The sequence below is a fragment of the Leuconostoc falkenbergense genome, from assembly GCF_014634805.1.
GTDB classification, from domain to species: domain Bacteria; phylum Bacillota; class Bacilli; order Lactobacillales; family Lactobacillaceae; genus Leuconostoc; species Leuconostoc falkenbergense.
In genome coordinates this window covers 1-15,574 of the sequence record NZ_BMBS01000028.1, presented here as the reverse complement: position 1 = coordinate 15,574, position 15,574 = coordinate 1, and the positions used below count along the sequence as shown (strand labels likewise).

Below are 15,574 nucleotides of genomic sequence, written 5' to 3'. Positions count from 1 at the left end.
AATGTGATATTAGCAATGAAATTTTAACTTATTAAGTGTATAATTTAATTCATATTTAATGAAAATGAACAGGTGGGGTTTTTATGCGTAAAGTAGGAATAGTTGGTATCGGTCACGTGGGCGCAACCGTCGCACATTTGATTGTGTCACAAGGTTTAGCTGATGAACTAGTGCTGATTGACAAGAAACCAGAGAAAGTGGCCTCTGAGGCATTAGACTTCAGCGACGCAGCAAGTCTTTTGGATAAACACATTGATGTGCATGTTGGTGATTACCCTGATTTAGCAGATGCAGATGTTGTCATCAGCGCACTTGGTCACATTCATCTCATCAAACCAGATGGTGATCGCTTTGGTGAACTCAAGGCAAACTTGCCAATGGCCAAGCAGGTTGGTGCTGACTTGAAAGCAGTCGGTTTTAATGGTGTATTGTTAGCCATTAGTAATCCTGTTGATGTCATTACTGGTATCTACCAGCAAGCTACCGGTTTGCCAAGTGCACAAGTTATCGGGACAGGAACTTACCTTGACACAGCGCGACTCAAGCGCGTCTTTGGCGAAGCGCTAGGTGTCGACCCGCGTAGTGTCAACGGCTATGTATTAGGTGAACACGGCGCCTCTCAGTTTGCCGCTTGGTCAACAGTTAATGTTATGGGTCAAAATGTCCGTACATGGGCAGCAGAAAAATCACTTGATTTGGATAAATTAGAAAATGACGCTCGTGTCGGTGGCTTCACTGTTCATTCTGGTAAAGGCTATACGAATTTTGCCATTGCCCACGCCGCCGTCTCATTGCTACAAATTATTTTGTCTGATGCACGAAAAGAAGCGATTGTTTCTCACTATAACGAGGATTTTGATGGCTATATTTCATCCCCAGCGATTATTGGTCGCGGCGGTGTTGTCGCTAACTTCGATTTGCCACTAACTGCTGAGGAGCAAGACAAGTTGGCAGCCAGCGCTAAAGCTATTCAAACCAAAACAGCAGACTATTCTTAAATCATAAACCCTTCTCACGAAGGGTTTTTTGCATCAAAAAAACATGCCATTTTGACATGTTTTGAAGTGTATTAAGCTGCTTTAATATAATTAACACCATCTGCTTTTGGCGCTCGTGTCTTACCAAAGAAGAAGACAAGCACGACAATTGTCAGTACGTAAGGTGCAATTTGTAACCAAATTGACGGAACATTTTTCAAGCCCGGCAATTGTGCACCCACAACTGCAAGTGACTGTGATAATCCGAAAAACAATGAAGCGCCCATGGCACCTAATGGATTCCATCGGCCAAATATCATGGCCGCCATAGCCACGAATCCTTGTCCCACGATAGTGCCGACACTGTAATTAAGTGAAATTGACTGAGCAACTACTGCACCACCAACACCACCTAAAACACCTGAAATCATCACACCAGAATATCGTAGACGAGCAACATTTAGACCTAGCGTGTCAGCTGCTTGTGGATTTTCACCTACTGAACGCAAGCGCAAGCCAAATTTTGTTTTGAAAATGATATACCATGATAGAACAGCCACGATGATTGCTAACCATGCTGGGGCTGATGTTTTTTCAAAAAAGATTGGTCCAATGAACGGAATTTTATCTAAAACAGGTACATTAGCATAACCAAAGTCTTGTGAAATAGGTTCGGTTTGTCCTTTGCCATAGATTACTTTAATCAAAAAGACACCCAACGCTGGCGCCATCAAATTAATAACAGTACCAGAAATAATGTGATCAGCTCGTAAAGTGACTGTCGCTACTGCATGTAAGAGTGAGAAGACTAACCCAACAATTGCACCAGCAACCAGACCAAGCCAAGGGGTCAACGTGCCAAAAGTATTTGCAAACGTAAGATTGAACACAACGGACGCAAACGCACCCATACCCATGATACCTTCCAAACCAACGTTGACCACACCACTACGTTCCGAAAATGTGCCACCAATTGATGTAAATATCAGTGGTGCTGAATAAACCAATGTACTTGATACAACTAATGTAAGAATCGCTACTAATGACATGTTTATTCACCACCTTTCACTTGTTTGCTAGCAACTTTGGCCGACTTTTTAGCAGCGCCTTGAGCTGCTGCTTTTTCATCCATAGCTTTAATGCGCTTTTGAATCAGACGGATTAAGTAGTTCGCGCCAACGAAGAAAATAATTGAGGCAATCACAATATCTACTAATTCAAATGGCACACCTGAACTCATTGGCATACCCAAGCCACCAATTTTGAGCACTGAGAATAGCGCAGCAGCACCCAAGATGCCCAAATATGAACCACCACCCAACAATGCAACGGCCATACCATCAAATCCGATAGATGGTGAGCTATTTTGCGTAAAGAAGTTGAGATAGTTGCCTAGCCCTTCGATTGTACCAGCTAAACCAGCTAAACCACCAGAAATTGCCATCGCAACAACTGCTGTTCTTTTTGCCGAAACACCAGCGTATTTAGCAGCGTCAGCATTCAAACCAACAGCGGTAATTTCAAAACCTAATGTTGTCTTTTTCATGACAAACCAAACCACCACTATCATAATTAAAGCAATGAAGATTCCAGTCGAAACGCTTGAACCTTGTGTCAAATCTGTCAGCCATTTTAATTGAAGAGAGGCATTATGCCCAACTTGTTTCGTCGTTTCAGCAGATTCTTTGATGCTTTTTGCCATCGTATTTTGCAAAATATTGTTACCCAAGAAGAGCAAGATATAGTTCATCATGATTGTGACAATCACTTCACTAGCACCAAACTGTGCACGTAACCAACCCGGAATTAACCCAGCAACGGCACCCAAAGCAGTACCTAAAATTAACGCACTAGGAATCATCACAAAGGCTGGCATATCAGGGAAACTCAACGCATACCATACAGCGCCTACCCAACCAGCCAATGCTTGCCCAGATAAACCAATGTTGAAGAATCCCGCCGTTGATGCAACCGTGAAACCCAAGGCAGTCAATATCAACGGTGTCATTTGCGTCAGGACACCACCAATGTCTTGCATTGACCCAAACGCCGAACTAATTAAAGCAATATAACCTGAAATAGGATTATAACCGAACACTAGCATAATGATAGCGCCGACAATCAACCCAAATAATACAGAAAACAGTGCAACTGAAAAATTATTTTTTTGCACCACCATTAGACTGTCACCTCTTCTTTCAACGCTTCACGCGCGGCTTCCAAACTCATGCCAGTCATCAACAAACCTAATTCTTGTTTATTTGTCTCTTTGGCGTCTACAATACCAACAATTTTACCAGCATTAATGACAGCAATCCGGTCTGACAAATTTAATATTTCATCTAATTCAAAACTCACTACCAGCACCGCTTTCCCAGCAGTACGTTGATCAATGAGTCGACGATGAATATATTCAATCGCGCCAACATCCAAACCACGCGTCGGCTGAGCTGCGATAATCAAGTCATTATCACGGTCTAATTCTCGCGCAACAACAGCTTTTTGCTGATTACCACCCGACATTGAACCTGCTGTAACATGAATACTTGCTGCACGAACATCAAATTCTTTGACTAATTTGTTAGCCAACTTATCCATTTCTGCTGGCTGTAAGACACCTGATTTAGAAATTGGCTGCTTGTAGTAAGTTTGCAATGACAGATTTTCTGACAAAGTCATGTCAACTTCCATGCCAAAACGTAAGCGGTCTTCCGGTATATGACCAACGCCTGATTCCGTGATTTGACGCGGCTTTTTGTTTGTCACGTCCTTACCATTCAATGTGATATGACCAGACTTAACTTTGGTTAGCCCTGTAATCCCTTGAATTAATTCAGTTTGACCGTTACCATCAATACCTGCCAAACCAACAATTTCACCAGCTTTAACTTCAAGACTGAAGTCTTTTACAGCGTCAACGCCACGTGCATCATCTACTTCAATATTGTCAATCGACAACACTGTTTGTTTTGGTTGCGCAGGTTCTTTCTCCGTTTTGAAGCTCACTTCACGTCCAACCATCAAATCAGCTAATTGTTGTGATGAAACACCAGCAACAGGGAATGTCTTGATAGACTTACCAGCACGGATAACCGTTACGCGGTCTGCGGCAGCTCGAATTTCGTCCAGCTTGTGGGTGATTAAAATAATTGATTTGCCCTCTTTGGCTAAATTGTGCATAATGGCAATCAATTCATCAATTTCTTGCGGTGTCAAAACCGCCGTAGGTTCATCAAAAATCAAAATATCAGCATCACGATACAAGGTCTTTAAAATCTCAACACGCTGTTGTTGTCCCACAGATATATCTGAGATTTTCGCCATTGGATTAACTGCCAACCCATATTGGTCTGACAAACTTTGGATTTTTTTAGCCGCCGTTTTGGTATCTAATGAGAGTCCTTTTGTAATTTCTGATCCTAAAACAATGTTCTCCGTCACTGTAAAAGCATCTATCAACATAAAATGTTGGTGAACCATACCAATGCCTAACGAATCTGACTTTGAGGGCGAATCTACCACTACTGGTTGCCCATTAATTAAAATGTCCCCACTAGTTGGTTGCAACAACCCTGTTAAAATATTCATTAATGTCGATTTGCCGGCACCGTTCTCACCAAGTAACGCGTGAATTTCACCTTGTTGGACTTGTAAATTGATGTCATCATTGGCAGCAAAATCGCCAAACTTTTTGACGATGTGTCGCATTTCAATGACTGGTGTTGATTCGGTCATATATCATCCACTTCTTTCTATTCATTTCATTTGTAAAAATTCCGCGGACAAATGCTGTTCGCGGAAATTCCTTAAAGAATATTATACCATGTTCTATAAACACATATATTTCATTATTTTTACCTATTGCTAAACGCTTTTCAATCGTGAAAATGGCAATAAAATGACTCAATATATTCACCCATACCAACTAATAAACCCTCATCAACCTTATTAGATGCGTTATAATAAGAGCATGTCTAGAAAAATCGACCTGCCCTCCGCTGCGGAAATGCGGAAATTTCATGATTATTCACAGCGACGTTTCTTTTGGTCGCGTATTTCAATGCCGCAACGACTGTCGTTAGGTTTTTTAACCGTGATTACAGTGGGTGCACTATTATTGATGCTACCCATCAGTTATGTTGGTGGTCGTGATCATACATTTATGGATGCGTTATTCACCGCCACATCTGCTGCATCTGTTACTGGCCTTACCGTTGTTGATACAGCAACTCATTGGACTACTTTCGGTCAAACCATTATCATGATTTTAATCGAAATTGGTGCGCTGGGATTTATGTCTTTTTCAGTATTACTGTTTACGGCAACTCGTCGACAGATGGACTTACGCAGTAAAATGATGGTGCAAGAAGTCTATAATTTACAAAGTTTATATGACACACGTGCCGTCTTTGGCTATGTGATTAAACTTTCGATTGCGATTCAACTCATTGGCACTATTTTATTAGCACCCTTTTTTATTCATGATTTTGGCTGGGGCCGTGGTGCTTTTTATGCGATCTTCCATGCCATTTCTGCTTTTGGTAATTCGGGTTTTTCTATTTTGCCAAAAAACACCGCCGAATATGTCAACCAACCCTTTGTGTTAGCGATTATTGCTGCCTTAGTCATTGCTGGTTCGTTAGGATTTTTGGTTTGGCGTGACGTGTTGCTGTATCAAAAAACGCATCGTCTAACACTTCATTCAAAGTTAGCTTTGGTCATGACCGGCGTTTTAATCATTGGTGGTTGGCTTTTGTTCGAATTAACTGAACGCAACTTAGCGTTTGCCAGTGGCTTGTCCCCCGTCATGCGCGTTTTTGATACGCTATTTATGTCTATTTCGTATCGTACCGCCGGATTTACACAGTTTGATGTCGGTGGTCTTGGGTCCGCCACTATTCTATTGACAATGATGTTAATGTATATTGGTGGTACGCCGGGATCAACCGCCGGTGGTATTAAGACAACAACGTTGGGTGTCTTAATTTTACAAACCCATGCTGCTTTACGTGGCAAAAAAGATGTCACATTTGCTCATCGGCGCTTGACCCAAGAAAATATCATGCGCGCTTTGTTATTAGTTTGTGTCTCACTTGTTTTTCTTGGTATTCTGTCGTTTATGTTGATGCTCACACAGAGTCATGCTGCCAACCACGGTCTGGAATACGTTATTTTTGAGGTAGTCAGTGCCTTTGCCACTGCTGGTTTGACACTCGGTCTCACGCCACATTTGACGACTTTTGGGCAATTGGTCATCATGTTAGCAATGTTCATTGGTCGTGTTGGTATTTATACCGTTATGTTCTCAATTTTGAATGTTCACGACGAAGCCGCACCGTATCGCTATCCCGAAGAATCAGTCATTATCGGATAAAAAATTTGAGGTAAATTATGAAACAAACTTACGCTATTATTGGACTTGGTCGATTCGGCGGTGCCCTGCTGCAAACACTAGTCGCTAACGGTCAGGATGTGATGGGTATTGACATTAATGAAGAAAATGTCAATGATTATCGTGATATTGCCACACAAGTGGTTGTCGCAGATGCACAAGAAGATGATGTCTTACGAAAACTTGATATTGCAAGCTTTGATCACGTTATCATTGCCATTGGTCATAACATGCAAGCCAGCATTCTAGCTACCATCAACGCCAAAGATTTAGGCGCCAAAAATGTTATCGCCAAAGCGGAAAATCATACCCATTTGCGTGTACTCACAAAAATAGGTGCTGATGTCGTTGTGCAACCTGAACGCGAAATGGGCGAACGAGTGGCACGCAAACTATTAGCGCCCAACATGTTAAACTTTATAGAGTTATCTGATGACTATTCAATGGCAGAAATACAAATTGTCAATCCTGTGTTTTACGGTCGTTCTATTAAAGACCTCAACATCCGCAAGAAATTTGGTCTGAATGTGATTGCCGTTCGGCATGATAATGAAGTCATTGTCGCCCCAGAAGCCAGTTACACCTTACAAGAAAAAGACATTGTATCAGTAGTCGGTCCTAAAGATATGGTTGATGACTTCGACCAAATTACTAACCAAATTAATTAAATACCTTCATCTAATTGATTGATTTTGTCAAACACGGCAAACAAATTATCCATTTCGGTTAAGCGATATTTTTTTGAATTACGATCAAAAATAATTTCAGATTTAACTGGTTCACCAATTTGTAAGTCATGCAAAAAAGTACGTATTTCAGAAATGTCGCGTTGCACTGTCTTGCGTCCAACAAAAAACATGTCTTCGATTTCTTCTATTGAAAGCTCGCGATGACTAATAAGTGATGAATATAAGCGTAAGATGCGTTGTTTGTCATTAAAAATTGTTTTCCGTGCTGCCATGATTTTCCCCGATTCAAAAACTAGTTTTATTGTATCAAATAAAACGTTTGTTCGCTATTCCAGTCTCATGACAAAAACAACCATTCCCATCTTAGATAAGCATGTTCCCTGCATTGTCAGGAGAAAGGACATATCATGTCTTTATTCGATATTTTCAAAAAAAAGCCCACTGAAAAAAAACTTGATCAAACACCTGAACCCGAACCACAAGCGCCTAAAACATGGCGCAATACTAGCGATGCAAATGAATTTTTTGAGGGGTATCAAGCAGCCATTGTGGCACTTGAGTCCGAAGGTAAATCAGCATCAGCCGAAACATTGCGCGCAGACAAAACCCAACTTCAACTGAATTTTATCGACCGCTTTGAAGTTGAAACACAACGTCAAATTACCAAAATCACTGACCTAGATGAGCGGACTGATGCCATCATTAAAGCGATTGCAACTGTCCGCGCATATAACGCGGACATGCCAATTCAAGTCCGAACACGTCTCGCACAAGCCAAAAGAAATTTGATTGGAGAAACAAAATGAAACTTAACGTTACATTAGAAAATCAATTGCTACCCGATATTTATGCTAAATATGCCCCAGATAATTATCGTACCAACGGCATGCCCACTGTCAACTTTCCAGTCAATATTAGTGACATCCCCACGGGCACCATATCATTATCAGTGAGTTTGATTGATTACGACGCCGTCCCTGTGACTGGTTTCCCTTGGATTCACTGGTTAGCTGCTAACTTACCCGTCGCCAATATTCCAGAAAATTTGCGCGCAACCGGAACAGCCACTTTTGGTACAAATTCTACTTGGCACAATGTCCAAAAAATGGGTGAAACAGCTAATCCTGATATCAACCAAGCTTATATTGGCCCAATGCCACCCGACAAAACACACCAATATACTTTAACTGTGTTTGCCTTAGACACAAAATTATATTTACAAGACGGATTCTTTCTGAATGAGCTGCGTAACAAAAGCCAGAATCACGTCCTTGCAACAGCAATCCTTGATTTACCCGCACGAGCCTAGCACTTCTTCGGAAGTGTTTTTTTATGCACATATTTAGCAGTTATTCACGTTTATTTTGCATATATATTGCATTAAAATTCATTTTGAATTAATATTTAATCATCAAATGAGATAGGAGATTTGCAATGTTAACCCAAAAAATTAAAGCTGCAATTGTTGGCATTACCGGATATGCTGGGCTTGAATTGCTTCGTCTTCTGTATTCTCATCCCTTTATTGAGGTATCTGTCATTACTAACACTCAACCAGATGGTCATGACATTAGTGAACAATTCCCACATTTATCCGGAATGTATAATTTGTCACCCGAACCGTTTGACGCTTTGCATATTATGCAGAAAACCGATATTGTTTTTTTTGCGACATCAAGTGGTATCAGTAAGGATATCGCTGAACCATTTATCCTTGCTGACTTTCCAGTGATTGATTTGTCTGGTGATTTCCGTCTCACTGCTGATGATTATCAAAAATGGTATCACAAAACACCTGCGACACCAGCATTATTAGCAAAGAGTCAGTACAGTTTAGCTGATTTTTATGATGACGAAACGACAAGCTACATTGCCAACCCCGGTTGTTATGCAACAGCGACGCTGTTAGCATTAGCGCCACTAGCCCAACATCATTTACTCGACCAAAATAATATTGTGATTGATGCCAAAAGCGGTTTGTCGGGTGCTGGCAAATCATTAAGCACCACCAGCCATTTTGTTAATGTCAGCGATAATTTCACAATGTATAAACCAAATTCACATCAACACATTCCCGAAATCACCCAGCAGTTACATATTTGGCAACCAGATATTGCTCATATACTGTTCACAACATCATTATTGCCAATTAATCGCGGTATTTTCGTCAGTGCTTATATCAAATTAAAAGAACCTCGAACACCGCAGCAATTGCAAGAACTATTTGAAAACACGTACACTGACAAAACGTTTGTACGTGTCATGCCCAGCAATGAATTACCAAATATCAAGCAAGTTGTTGGCACTAATTTCGCGGATATCGGGTTAACTTACAACCCAGAGACACAATTTCTCACTATTGTTAGCGTCATTGACAATATGATCAAAGGCGCTGCCGGTCAAGCAATTCAAAATGCTAATCACTTTTTCGGTTTTCCCGAATCAACCGGTCTAAAACTCATTGCACAATATGCTTAAGGACTACCTATGACAAAACTTCTCTCACAAATTCACACCATCACTGATGGCAACATTGCCACACCAAAAGGTTTTCATGCTGACGGTCAGCATGTTGGACTCAAACATAAATCAAAGGATCTTGGCTGGATTTATAGTGATGTACCTGCTAGTGTTGCTGGTGTTTTCACAACTAACCAAGTGCAAACCGCACCGGTTCAACTTGACAAAAATGTCATTCAAAATGGTCAAATACAAGCCATTATTGTTAATTCTGGAAACGCTAATGCCGTAACGGGTGCAATTGGTTTGACTCACGCCAAAACCATGCAGGCCGTTACCGCTGCACAGCTCAATATTTCACCGGAATTAGTAGCTGTTTCTTCAACGGGTGTGATTGGTCAGCCACTGCCCATCGACACTGTCACCGCCGGCATTGCACAACTCAATATTGACGGTGATGCAGATAGCTTTGCCGAAGCAATTAAAACCACTGATACGGTCAAAAAAACCATCACAATTCAATCAGAAATTGCAGGGCATCAAGTTACCATGAGTGGTGTAGCCAAAGGCTCTGGCATGATCCACCCCAATATGGCGACCATGCACAGGATGGTCTTGGCGCACGCATGGTTGCCAAAAAAATCGTTGGCTCATCACTCGTCAAAACGGCCATGTTTGGTCAAGATCCTAACTGGGGACGTATTATTGCAGCAATTGGTGCTAGCGGCGTTAACATTAATCCCGATATCATAGACATTTCTCTAAACGGCATCACCGTGATGTCGGCTGGCGCTCCTATTGACTTTGACGCGCAACAAATGAGCGAGCAATTAGCACAACACGATATTGATATTGCCATTGATTTACATGACGGCACTGCCACTGGTCAAGCTTGGGGCAGTGACCTCACATACGGATATGTCAAAATCAACGCCTTGTATACCACCTAACCCACCAAGTCATCACACATGGACGGAAAAAACTATGAAAAATATTCTGATTAAAATCGGCGGTAACGCTGCCAGCCAACTCACACCTGCTTTTTTTGAAACGATTAAGCATTGGCAAAAAAATAATTACAACATCACAATCGTTCATGGTGGTGGCGACAGTATTTCATCACTGATGACCCAACTCAACGAACCTGTTGTCAAAATTGATGGCATTCGTCAAACAACACCGACTGGGCTTGCTATCACGAAGATGGCATTGTTGGGCCAAGTTCAGCCAGATTTAGTTGAAGCATTCCGTCATCATGGTTTGAGCGCAATTGGTCTCAATGCTGGGAGCAATCAACTTTTGACTGGCCATTATATCAACCAAGAGGTGTTTGGCTTGGTTGGCCAAATTGATCAGGTTAATAGTCAATTAATTCAGTCACTTTGGCAGCAAAACTTGATTCCAATCATTGCACCACTAGCTATCACTAATCAAGGCCAGTGGCTCAATGTCAATGCCGATAGCGCCGCAACTGCGGTTGCAAAATTTTTAAAATCTGATGAACTGTACTTGTTAACTGATGTATCAGGCATTGAAGTCCACGGTAACATTTTGCAACAACTCACACCACAACGTGCCATTGAATTACAGACTGAATCTGTCATTCATGGCGGCATGTTGCCAAAAGTCAACAGCGCGTTTTCTGCCGTTAAAAACGGTGTTAATGCGGTTCATATTACTAATACCATCGCCAGTCATGGCACAACCATTTCAATGTGAGGCATTCCAATGACCCTTTTCCCAAATTACAAACGCGCGCCGATTACATTTACCAAAATGTCCAATGCAACTTGGACTGATCAAACGGGTGCCGACTATATTGACCTATCGAGCGGCATTGGTGTCTATAATGTTGGTGCTAATAACCCAACTGTTGTTAATGCTTTAAAAACGCAAGCAGATCTTTTTTGGCATTTGCCTAATCTTTATGACAATCCACTACAAGAAACTGTCGCCAACAAACTCGGCGGTTCAGAGTATACTGTTTATTTTGCAAATTCTGGGGCTGAAGCCAACGAAGCAGCCATCAAATTAGCACGTTTGGCCACCAAGCGCCCAAACATCATCTCTTTTACTAATTCGTTTCATGGCCGGACTTATGCCGCCATGTCAGCAACTGGTCAAGACAGCATTCATCAAGGTTTGCCTATGCTGGACGGCTTTTTGTACGCTGAATTCAATCACATTGAAAGCGTTAAGGCCTTGTTAAATGATGATGTGACTGCCATTATGTTAGAATTGGTGCAAGGTGAAGGTGGCGTTGTTCCTGCAAATTCAAATTTTGTCAATGAACTTGTTGCTCTGGCACACGAACACCACACGTTGATTATTGTAGATGAAGTTCAAACTGGCATTGGGCGCACTGGAACTAAATTTGCATATGAACAATTTGGTTTTACACCCGATATTGTAACTAGCGCTAAATCTTTAGCAAATGGCTTACCAGTGGGCGCAATGCTTGCCAAAAACCAATTTTCGCCAGCCTTAAGCTATGGCACACACGGATCAACTTTTGGGGGTAACCCTTTAGTCATGGCTGCTGCCAGTGCCACACTTGATGAACTCGACACAATTTTACCCACGATTTCTGATAAAATTGCCATTTTATGGGATAAATTAGCTACTTTTTCACAATTAGATGCTGTAAATGATGTCCGTGGCTTGGGAATGATGGCAGGAATTTCATTAAATATACCTGTTGCCAAAGTCGTCACTGATTTACAACAGCAACATGTTTTGGCCCTCAGTGCCGGTCACAACACGCTTCGCCTCTTACCACCCTTAACAATACCAACTGAGCAATTGTTAACCGGGTTGGATATTATTAAGAATTCTCTTTCAAAAAAATAAATGTTGACAAAATTTTTTAATCTTGGTATACTTTAATAGTTGATTATTCAACTAATTGCTCCATAGTTCAGCGGTAGAATAACGCACTGTTAATGCGCAGGTCCCTGGTTCGAATCCAGGTGGAGCAGTATTATAATTATCCAATATTACTGAGTATCTGAATACTCGTAAAACTTAACATAAAACCCGATAACTTAGACGGAATGTGATGTCCAAGTTATCGGGTTTTATGTTGTTAAAATATTTAAGTGAATACAGCATGATGTGCCGCTTAGGGAATGTAATCATGGATTAATTAAGTCTAAAACTTCTTTTGTATTTAAGACGCTACAATAAACACCATTCATAATAGTTAGTTCAGCGTTATGCAATGCCATTGATCCCGCAGCACAACAATCTTCAACACAAATTACTTGGAAACCGTCGTCCGCTAATCCTCTTACGGTAGAAGCAACACACTGGTCAGTCACAATTCCAGTTACAATCACTGTTTCTACGCCCATATTACGTAAAAGTTGTAGATAATTAGTTCCTGTGGTCACACTGTCCGTCGTCTTATTCACAACGATTTCATTTTTTTGTGGCTCTAGCTCGTCAATCATTTGCGCTGCAAAACTATCAACATGTAGATTAATACCATTCCAACCATCTGATTTTTGGACTGCTGAACGATCCGCCCCATCATCACGCAATGATGCAATACGGCCGTATGTCACAGTCATATTATAATTTCGAAAATGTTGTAAAAGTTTCACATTGTTTGGAATCACTATTTCATCTAATCGATCATGAAATGGTATCCATCTTTCCCATACACCTGCCTCTTTAAATTGCTGTGCTTCACCATAATCCCTTAGAATAAATTCGTTCTGCATATCAACAATTAGTAGCGCTGTCGTGCCAATGTTTACTTTAATTTCTAGAAAAGCATCGTCTTGATAGTAAAAAGATTTAAATTTTTCTCTTGTTGTGCACATAGATGTCATTCCTTTAATGTTTTTCTCCAAAATCAAATTGTGGTGTTGCTAATTTGAAGAACTTTGTTTGATACAAGAGTATTCCTAAACCTATAATTAACCATGCCATACCCGTAAACTTTGATGCCATATCCAAACTAACAAAGATCCACAAACTGACACCAAATCCGATTAATGGTGAAATCAAATATTTTATAAATTTTACAACAGAAAATGTAAAATCTTTAATATAAAACTTCCAAATAACTGCCCCATTTAAACACATGAAACCAAATAATGCACCAAAGCTAACTAAGTTACCCACAGTCGTTAAGTCTAACAATAGTGATAATATTAACGAAACAATACCTACCAAAATAATGGCAGTCCAAGGTGTACGATACTTAGGTTTCAGCTGTCCTAATGCTTTTGGCAATATGCCATCACGCCCCATAGCAAACAAAATTCGGGAAATAGCAGTTTGACACTCTTGTCCACTTGCTAAACCAAATGATACAATCATCGTCCACTGAACTAATTGCGTTAACCAGGCACCTCCTACTTTATCAAGTATCGTAATAAAAGCTGTATCAGGGTTCAAAGAAGCATAATTTGGCACAACAAATCCTGCAAAAAGTGCCGTAATCACAAATAGCGTCCCTACTAATAGGATAGATAAAATAACCGCTTTACCAACTGACCGTTGTGGATCAGATGTTTCCTCCGCTAAAGTCGAAATAGCATCAAATCCCAAATAAGAAACAATGACCAAACTTGTTGATGATAGTACACCAGAAATATGAAATTCTTTAGGGTTATAAAGCGAAACAGTATTAACTTCAATTGTGCAATCAAACAACAACTTGATTGCACCAACAATGAATGCAATTAACACGAATAGCTGCAAGCCAAAAAGGATCCAGCTTACTTTAGAAACAAAATCAACACCTATCATGTTGATAACAGTGTTAATAATTACTAAACCAATAATCCAAACATAGTTAGGTATATTTGGAAAAAGCGATGTACCAAAAGAAGCTGAAACCAACATACAAACTGTTGGTAACAAAATGTAATCTAACGTAATTCCCCATCCTGCTATAAATCCAAGCGGTGCACTAGCCCCCTTTTGAACATAAGTATAGACTGAGCCAGCATAAGGAAACTTTCCCGACATAGTCGCATAGCTAAAGCCAGTAAAAAGCATCGCAACCATACCAATCAAATATGCAAGCCCTACCATCCCATGAGCAGGGGCCAAAAAAGATCCATAATAAGCCATGGGTGCCACAGGAATCATAAATATGATGCCATAGATAACTAAATCTTTGACTGTTAACGTACGCTTTAACGAATTATTTTTTTGTTCCATATACTTAATTCTCCATGACTTTACTCATTAATTATGGTAAATAGGCAATAACCCTTGTTGGAAAACCCGGAGACTCCTCAAATTTTGGCGTCATAACAGAAATAATTGCACCAGTTGCAGGTACCTCGTCCAAATGGGTTAACATCTCGACTTGATAATGTCCTGACTGCAAGGCCAATGCCTCAGCTGCAAAACCTTTTGTTGGTTGATTCACAGCAGTATCCGTATCATAAGTTTCGTGGCCGTTAGCAACTGCATGGCGCGTTTCGTAAATATATTCAATAGCCTCAACTGACCAGCCTGGATAGTGATTTTGTCCCGCATCATCTGGATTTTCCATTAATTTCTGGTTTGGCCAACGTTTAGACCAATCTGTTCTAAGCGCAACAAACGCGCCTTCTGGTATATTGCCATTTTCATTTTCCCATTCTTTAATATCATCGACTGTTAATGAATAATCTGGGTTTTCCTTAACTACTTCTGATTTATCGATGACAACCAACGGTGCTATCAAATCTTTTAAAGGGATATCAGAAACCCATTCTCCGCTTTCAGCTCCAAAATGAATTGGAGGGTCAATGTGCGTAGCATATTGACCGACAAAATTGTACTCTTTAACAAAAAAGCCATCCTCTTCACTGGTAAAGATTGTTTTTGCAGAAGCTGGCTTAAAAGCTGGGAAATGAGGTGAATTTGCACCAAATTCATGTGATAAATCTACCCATTTTTTCTGTTTTAGTTCTTTGAGAAATTCTTGAATTGACATAACACTGTTTGCTCCTCGTTTATTATTTTTATGTAAATATGGTAGATTGTAAAATTAAACCGAACACTTGAATAAAAAAGCCGCAGCGCCTTTAATGGTAATTGTCTAAAAC

At 40.5% G+C, this 15,574-nt stretch carries 15 protein-coding genes, 1 tRNA gene and 1 pseudogene; 10 read left to right on the top strand and 7 right to left on the bottom strand.

The window, feature by feature from the left end; translation table 11 throughout:
• Positions 1-83: 83 nt before the first annotated feature.
• Positions 84-998, top strand: a complete 915-nt coding sequence (locus IEU71_RS06860) for an L-lactate dehydrogenase (protein ID WP_004911881.1) — start codon at positions 84-86, stop codon at positions 996-998.
• 71 nt (positions 999-1,069) lie between these two features.
• Here IEU71_RS06860 and IEU71_RS06855 read toward each other — a convergent pair whose 3' ends face one another.
• The 3 genes from IEU71_RS06855 to IEU71_RS06845 are packed head-to-tail and all read right to left on the bottom strand — an operon-like array spanning position 1,070 to position 4,712.
• Entirely contained in the window at positions 1,070-2,026 is a 957-nt protein-coding gene (locus IEU71_RS06855; protein WP_004911876.1) for an ABC transporter permease, read from the bottom strand.
• Between the two features lie 2 nt (positions 2,027-2,028).
• Positions 2,029-3,156, bottom strand: a complete 1,128-nt coding sequence (locus IEU71_RS06850; protein ID WP_004911873.1) for an ABC transporter permease — start codon at positions 3,154-3,156, stop codon at positions 2,029-2,031.
• Positions 3,156-4,712 (bottom strand): ABC transporter ATP-binding protein, encoded by a 1,557-nt coding sequence (locus IEU71_RS06845; RefSeq protein ID WP_004911870.1) that lies wholly within the window; start codon positions 4,710-4,712, stop codon positions 3,156-3,158. The genes IEU71_RS06850 and IEU71_RS06845 overlap by 1 nt, the downstream gene beginning before the upstream one ends.
• 235 nt (positions 4,713-4,947) lie before the next feature.
• On the opposite strand from IEU71_RS06845, the gene IEU71_RS06840 reads away from it, so the two are divergent.
• Positions 4,948-6,351 (top strand): TrkH family potassium uptake protein, encoded by a 1,404-nt coding sequence (locus IEU71_RS06840; RefSeq protein WP_036066615.1) that lies wholly within the window; start codon positions 4,948-4,950, stop codon positions 6,349-6,351.
• A 17-nt stretch (positions 6,352-6,368) separates the two neighbouring features.
• On the top strand, positions 6,369-7,037 hold the full coding sequence (locus tag IEU71_RS06835) for a potassium channel family protein (protein ID WP_004911865.1): 669 nt from the start codon (positions 6,369-6,371) through the stop codon (positions 7,035-7,037).
• On the opposite strand, the gene IEU71_RS06830 is transcribed toward IEU71_RS06835, so the two are convergent.
• Positions 7,034-7,330 (bottom strand): HTH domain-containing protein, encoded by a 297-nt coding sequence (locus IEU71_RS06830; RefSeq protein WP_004911862.1) that lies wholly within the window; start codon positions 7,328-7,330, stop codon positions 7,034-7,036. The genes IEU71_RS06835 and IEU71_RS06830 overlap by 4 nt on opposite strands.
• A 135-nt stretch (positions 7,331-7,465) precedes the next feature.
• Between IEU71_RS06830 and IEU71_RS06825 the strand changes: the two genes are divergently transcribed.
• From IEU71_RS06825 to IEU71_RS06795, 7 genes and pseudogenes are all read left to right on the top strand, one after another.
• The gene (locus tag IEU71_RS06825) at positions 7,466-7,864 is read left to right on the top strand and encodes a hypothetical protein (protein ID WP_004911858.1); all 399 of its coding nucleotides are present in this window, start codon (positions 7,466-7,468) and stop codon (positions 7,862-7,864) included.
• The gene (locus IEU71_RS06820; protein ID WP_004911855.1) at positions 7,861-8,367 is read left to right on the top strand and encodes a YbhB/YbcL family Raf kinase inhibitor-like protein; all 507 of its coding nucleotides are present in this window, start codon (positions 7,861-7,863) and stop codon (positions 8,365-8,367) included. Before IEU71_RS06825 ends, IEU71_RS06820 begins: the two co-directional genes overlap by 4 nt.
• Positions 8,368-8,492: 125 nt before the next feature.
• Positions 8,493-9,536 carry an N-acetyl-gamma-glutamyl-phosphate reductase gene (gene argC, locus IEU71_RS06815; RefSeq protein ID WP_004911852.1) on the top strand — a complete coding sequence of 348 codons (1,044 nt, stop codon included), beginning with the start codon at positions 8,493-8,495 and terminating at the stop codon, positions 9,534-9,536.
• Positions 9,537-9,545: 9 nt separating this feature from the next.
• Positions 9,546-10,468 (top strand): annotated as a pseudogene (locus IEU71_RS06810) (bifunctional ornithine acetyltransferase/N-acetylglutamate synthase).
• A 34-nt stretch (positions 10,469-10,502) separates the two neighbouring features.
• A complete protein-coding gene (argB, locus tag IEU71_RS06805; RefSeq protein ID WP_004911843.1) occupies positions 10,503-11,237 on the top strand; it encodes an acetylglutamate kinase in 735 nt (244 codons plus the stop codon).
• Positions 11,238-11,246: 9 nt separating this feature from the next.
• Entirely contained in the window at positions 11,247-12,368 is a 1,122-nt protein-coding gene (locus tag IEU71_RS06800; RefSeq protein WP_004911840.1) for an aminotransferase class III-fold pyridoxal phosphate-dependent enzyme, read from the top strand.
• A gap of 56 nt (positions 12,369-12,424) precedes the next feature.
• Positions 12,425-12,496: transfer RNA gene (locus IEU71_RS06795), tRNA-Asn, on the top strand.
• Between the two features lie 156 nt (positions 12,497-12,652).
• On the opposite strand, the gene IEU71_RS06790 is transcribed toward IEU71_RS06795, so the two are convergent.
• The 3 genes from IEU71_RS06790 to IEU71_RS06780 are packed head-to-tail and all read right to left on the bottom strand — an operon-like array spanning position 12,653 to position 15,462.
• Complete coding sequence (locus tag IEU71_RS06790; protein ID WP_004912999.1) at positions 12,653-13,345, bottom strand: cysteine hydrolase family protein; 693 nt, start codon at positions 13,343-13,345, stop codon at positions 12,653-12,655.
• 13 nt (positions 13,346-13,358) lie between these two features.
• Entirely contained in the window at positions 13,359-14,696 is a 1,338-nt protein-coding gene (locus IEU71_RS06785) for an APC family permease (protein ID WP_004913001.1), read from the bottom strand.
• Between the two features lie 31 nt (positions 14,697-14,727).
• On the bottom strand, positions 14,728-15,462 hold the full coding sequence (locus IEU71_RS06780; protein WP_004913004.1) for a cyclase family protein: 735 nt from the start codon (positions 15,460-15,462) through the stop codon (positions 14,728-14,730).
• Positions 15,463-15,574 lie beyond the last annotated feature (112 nt).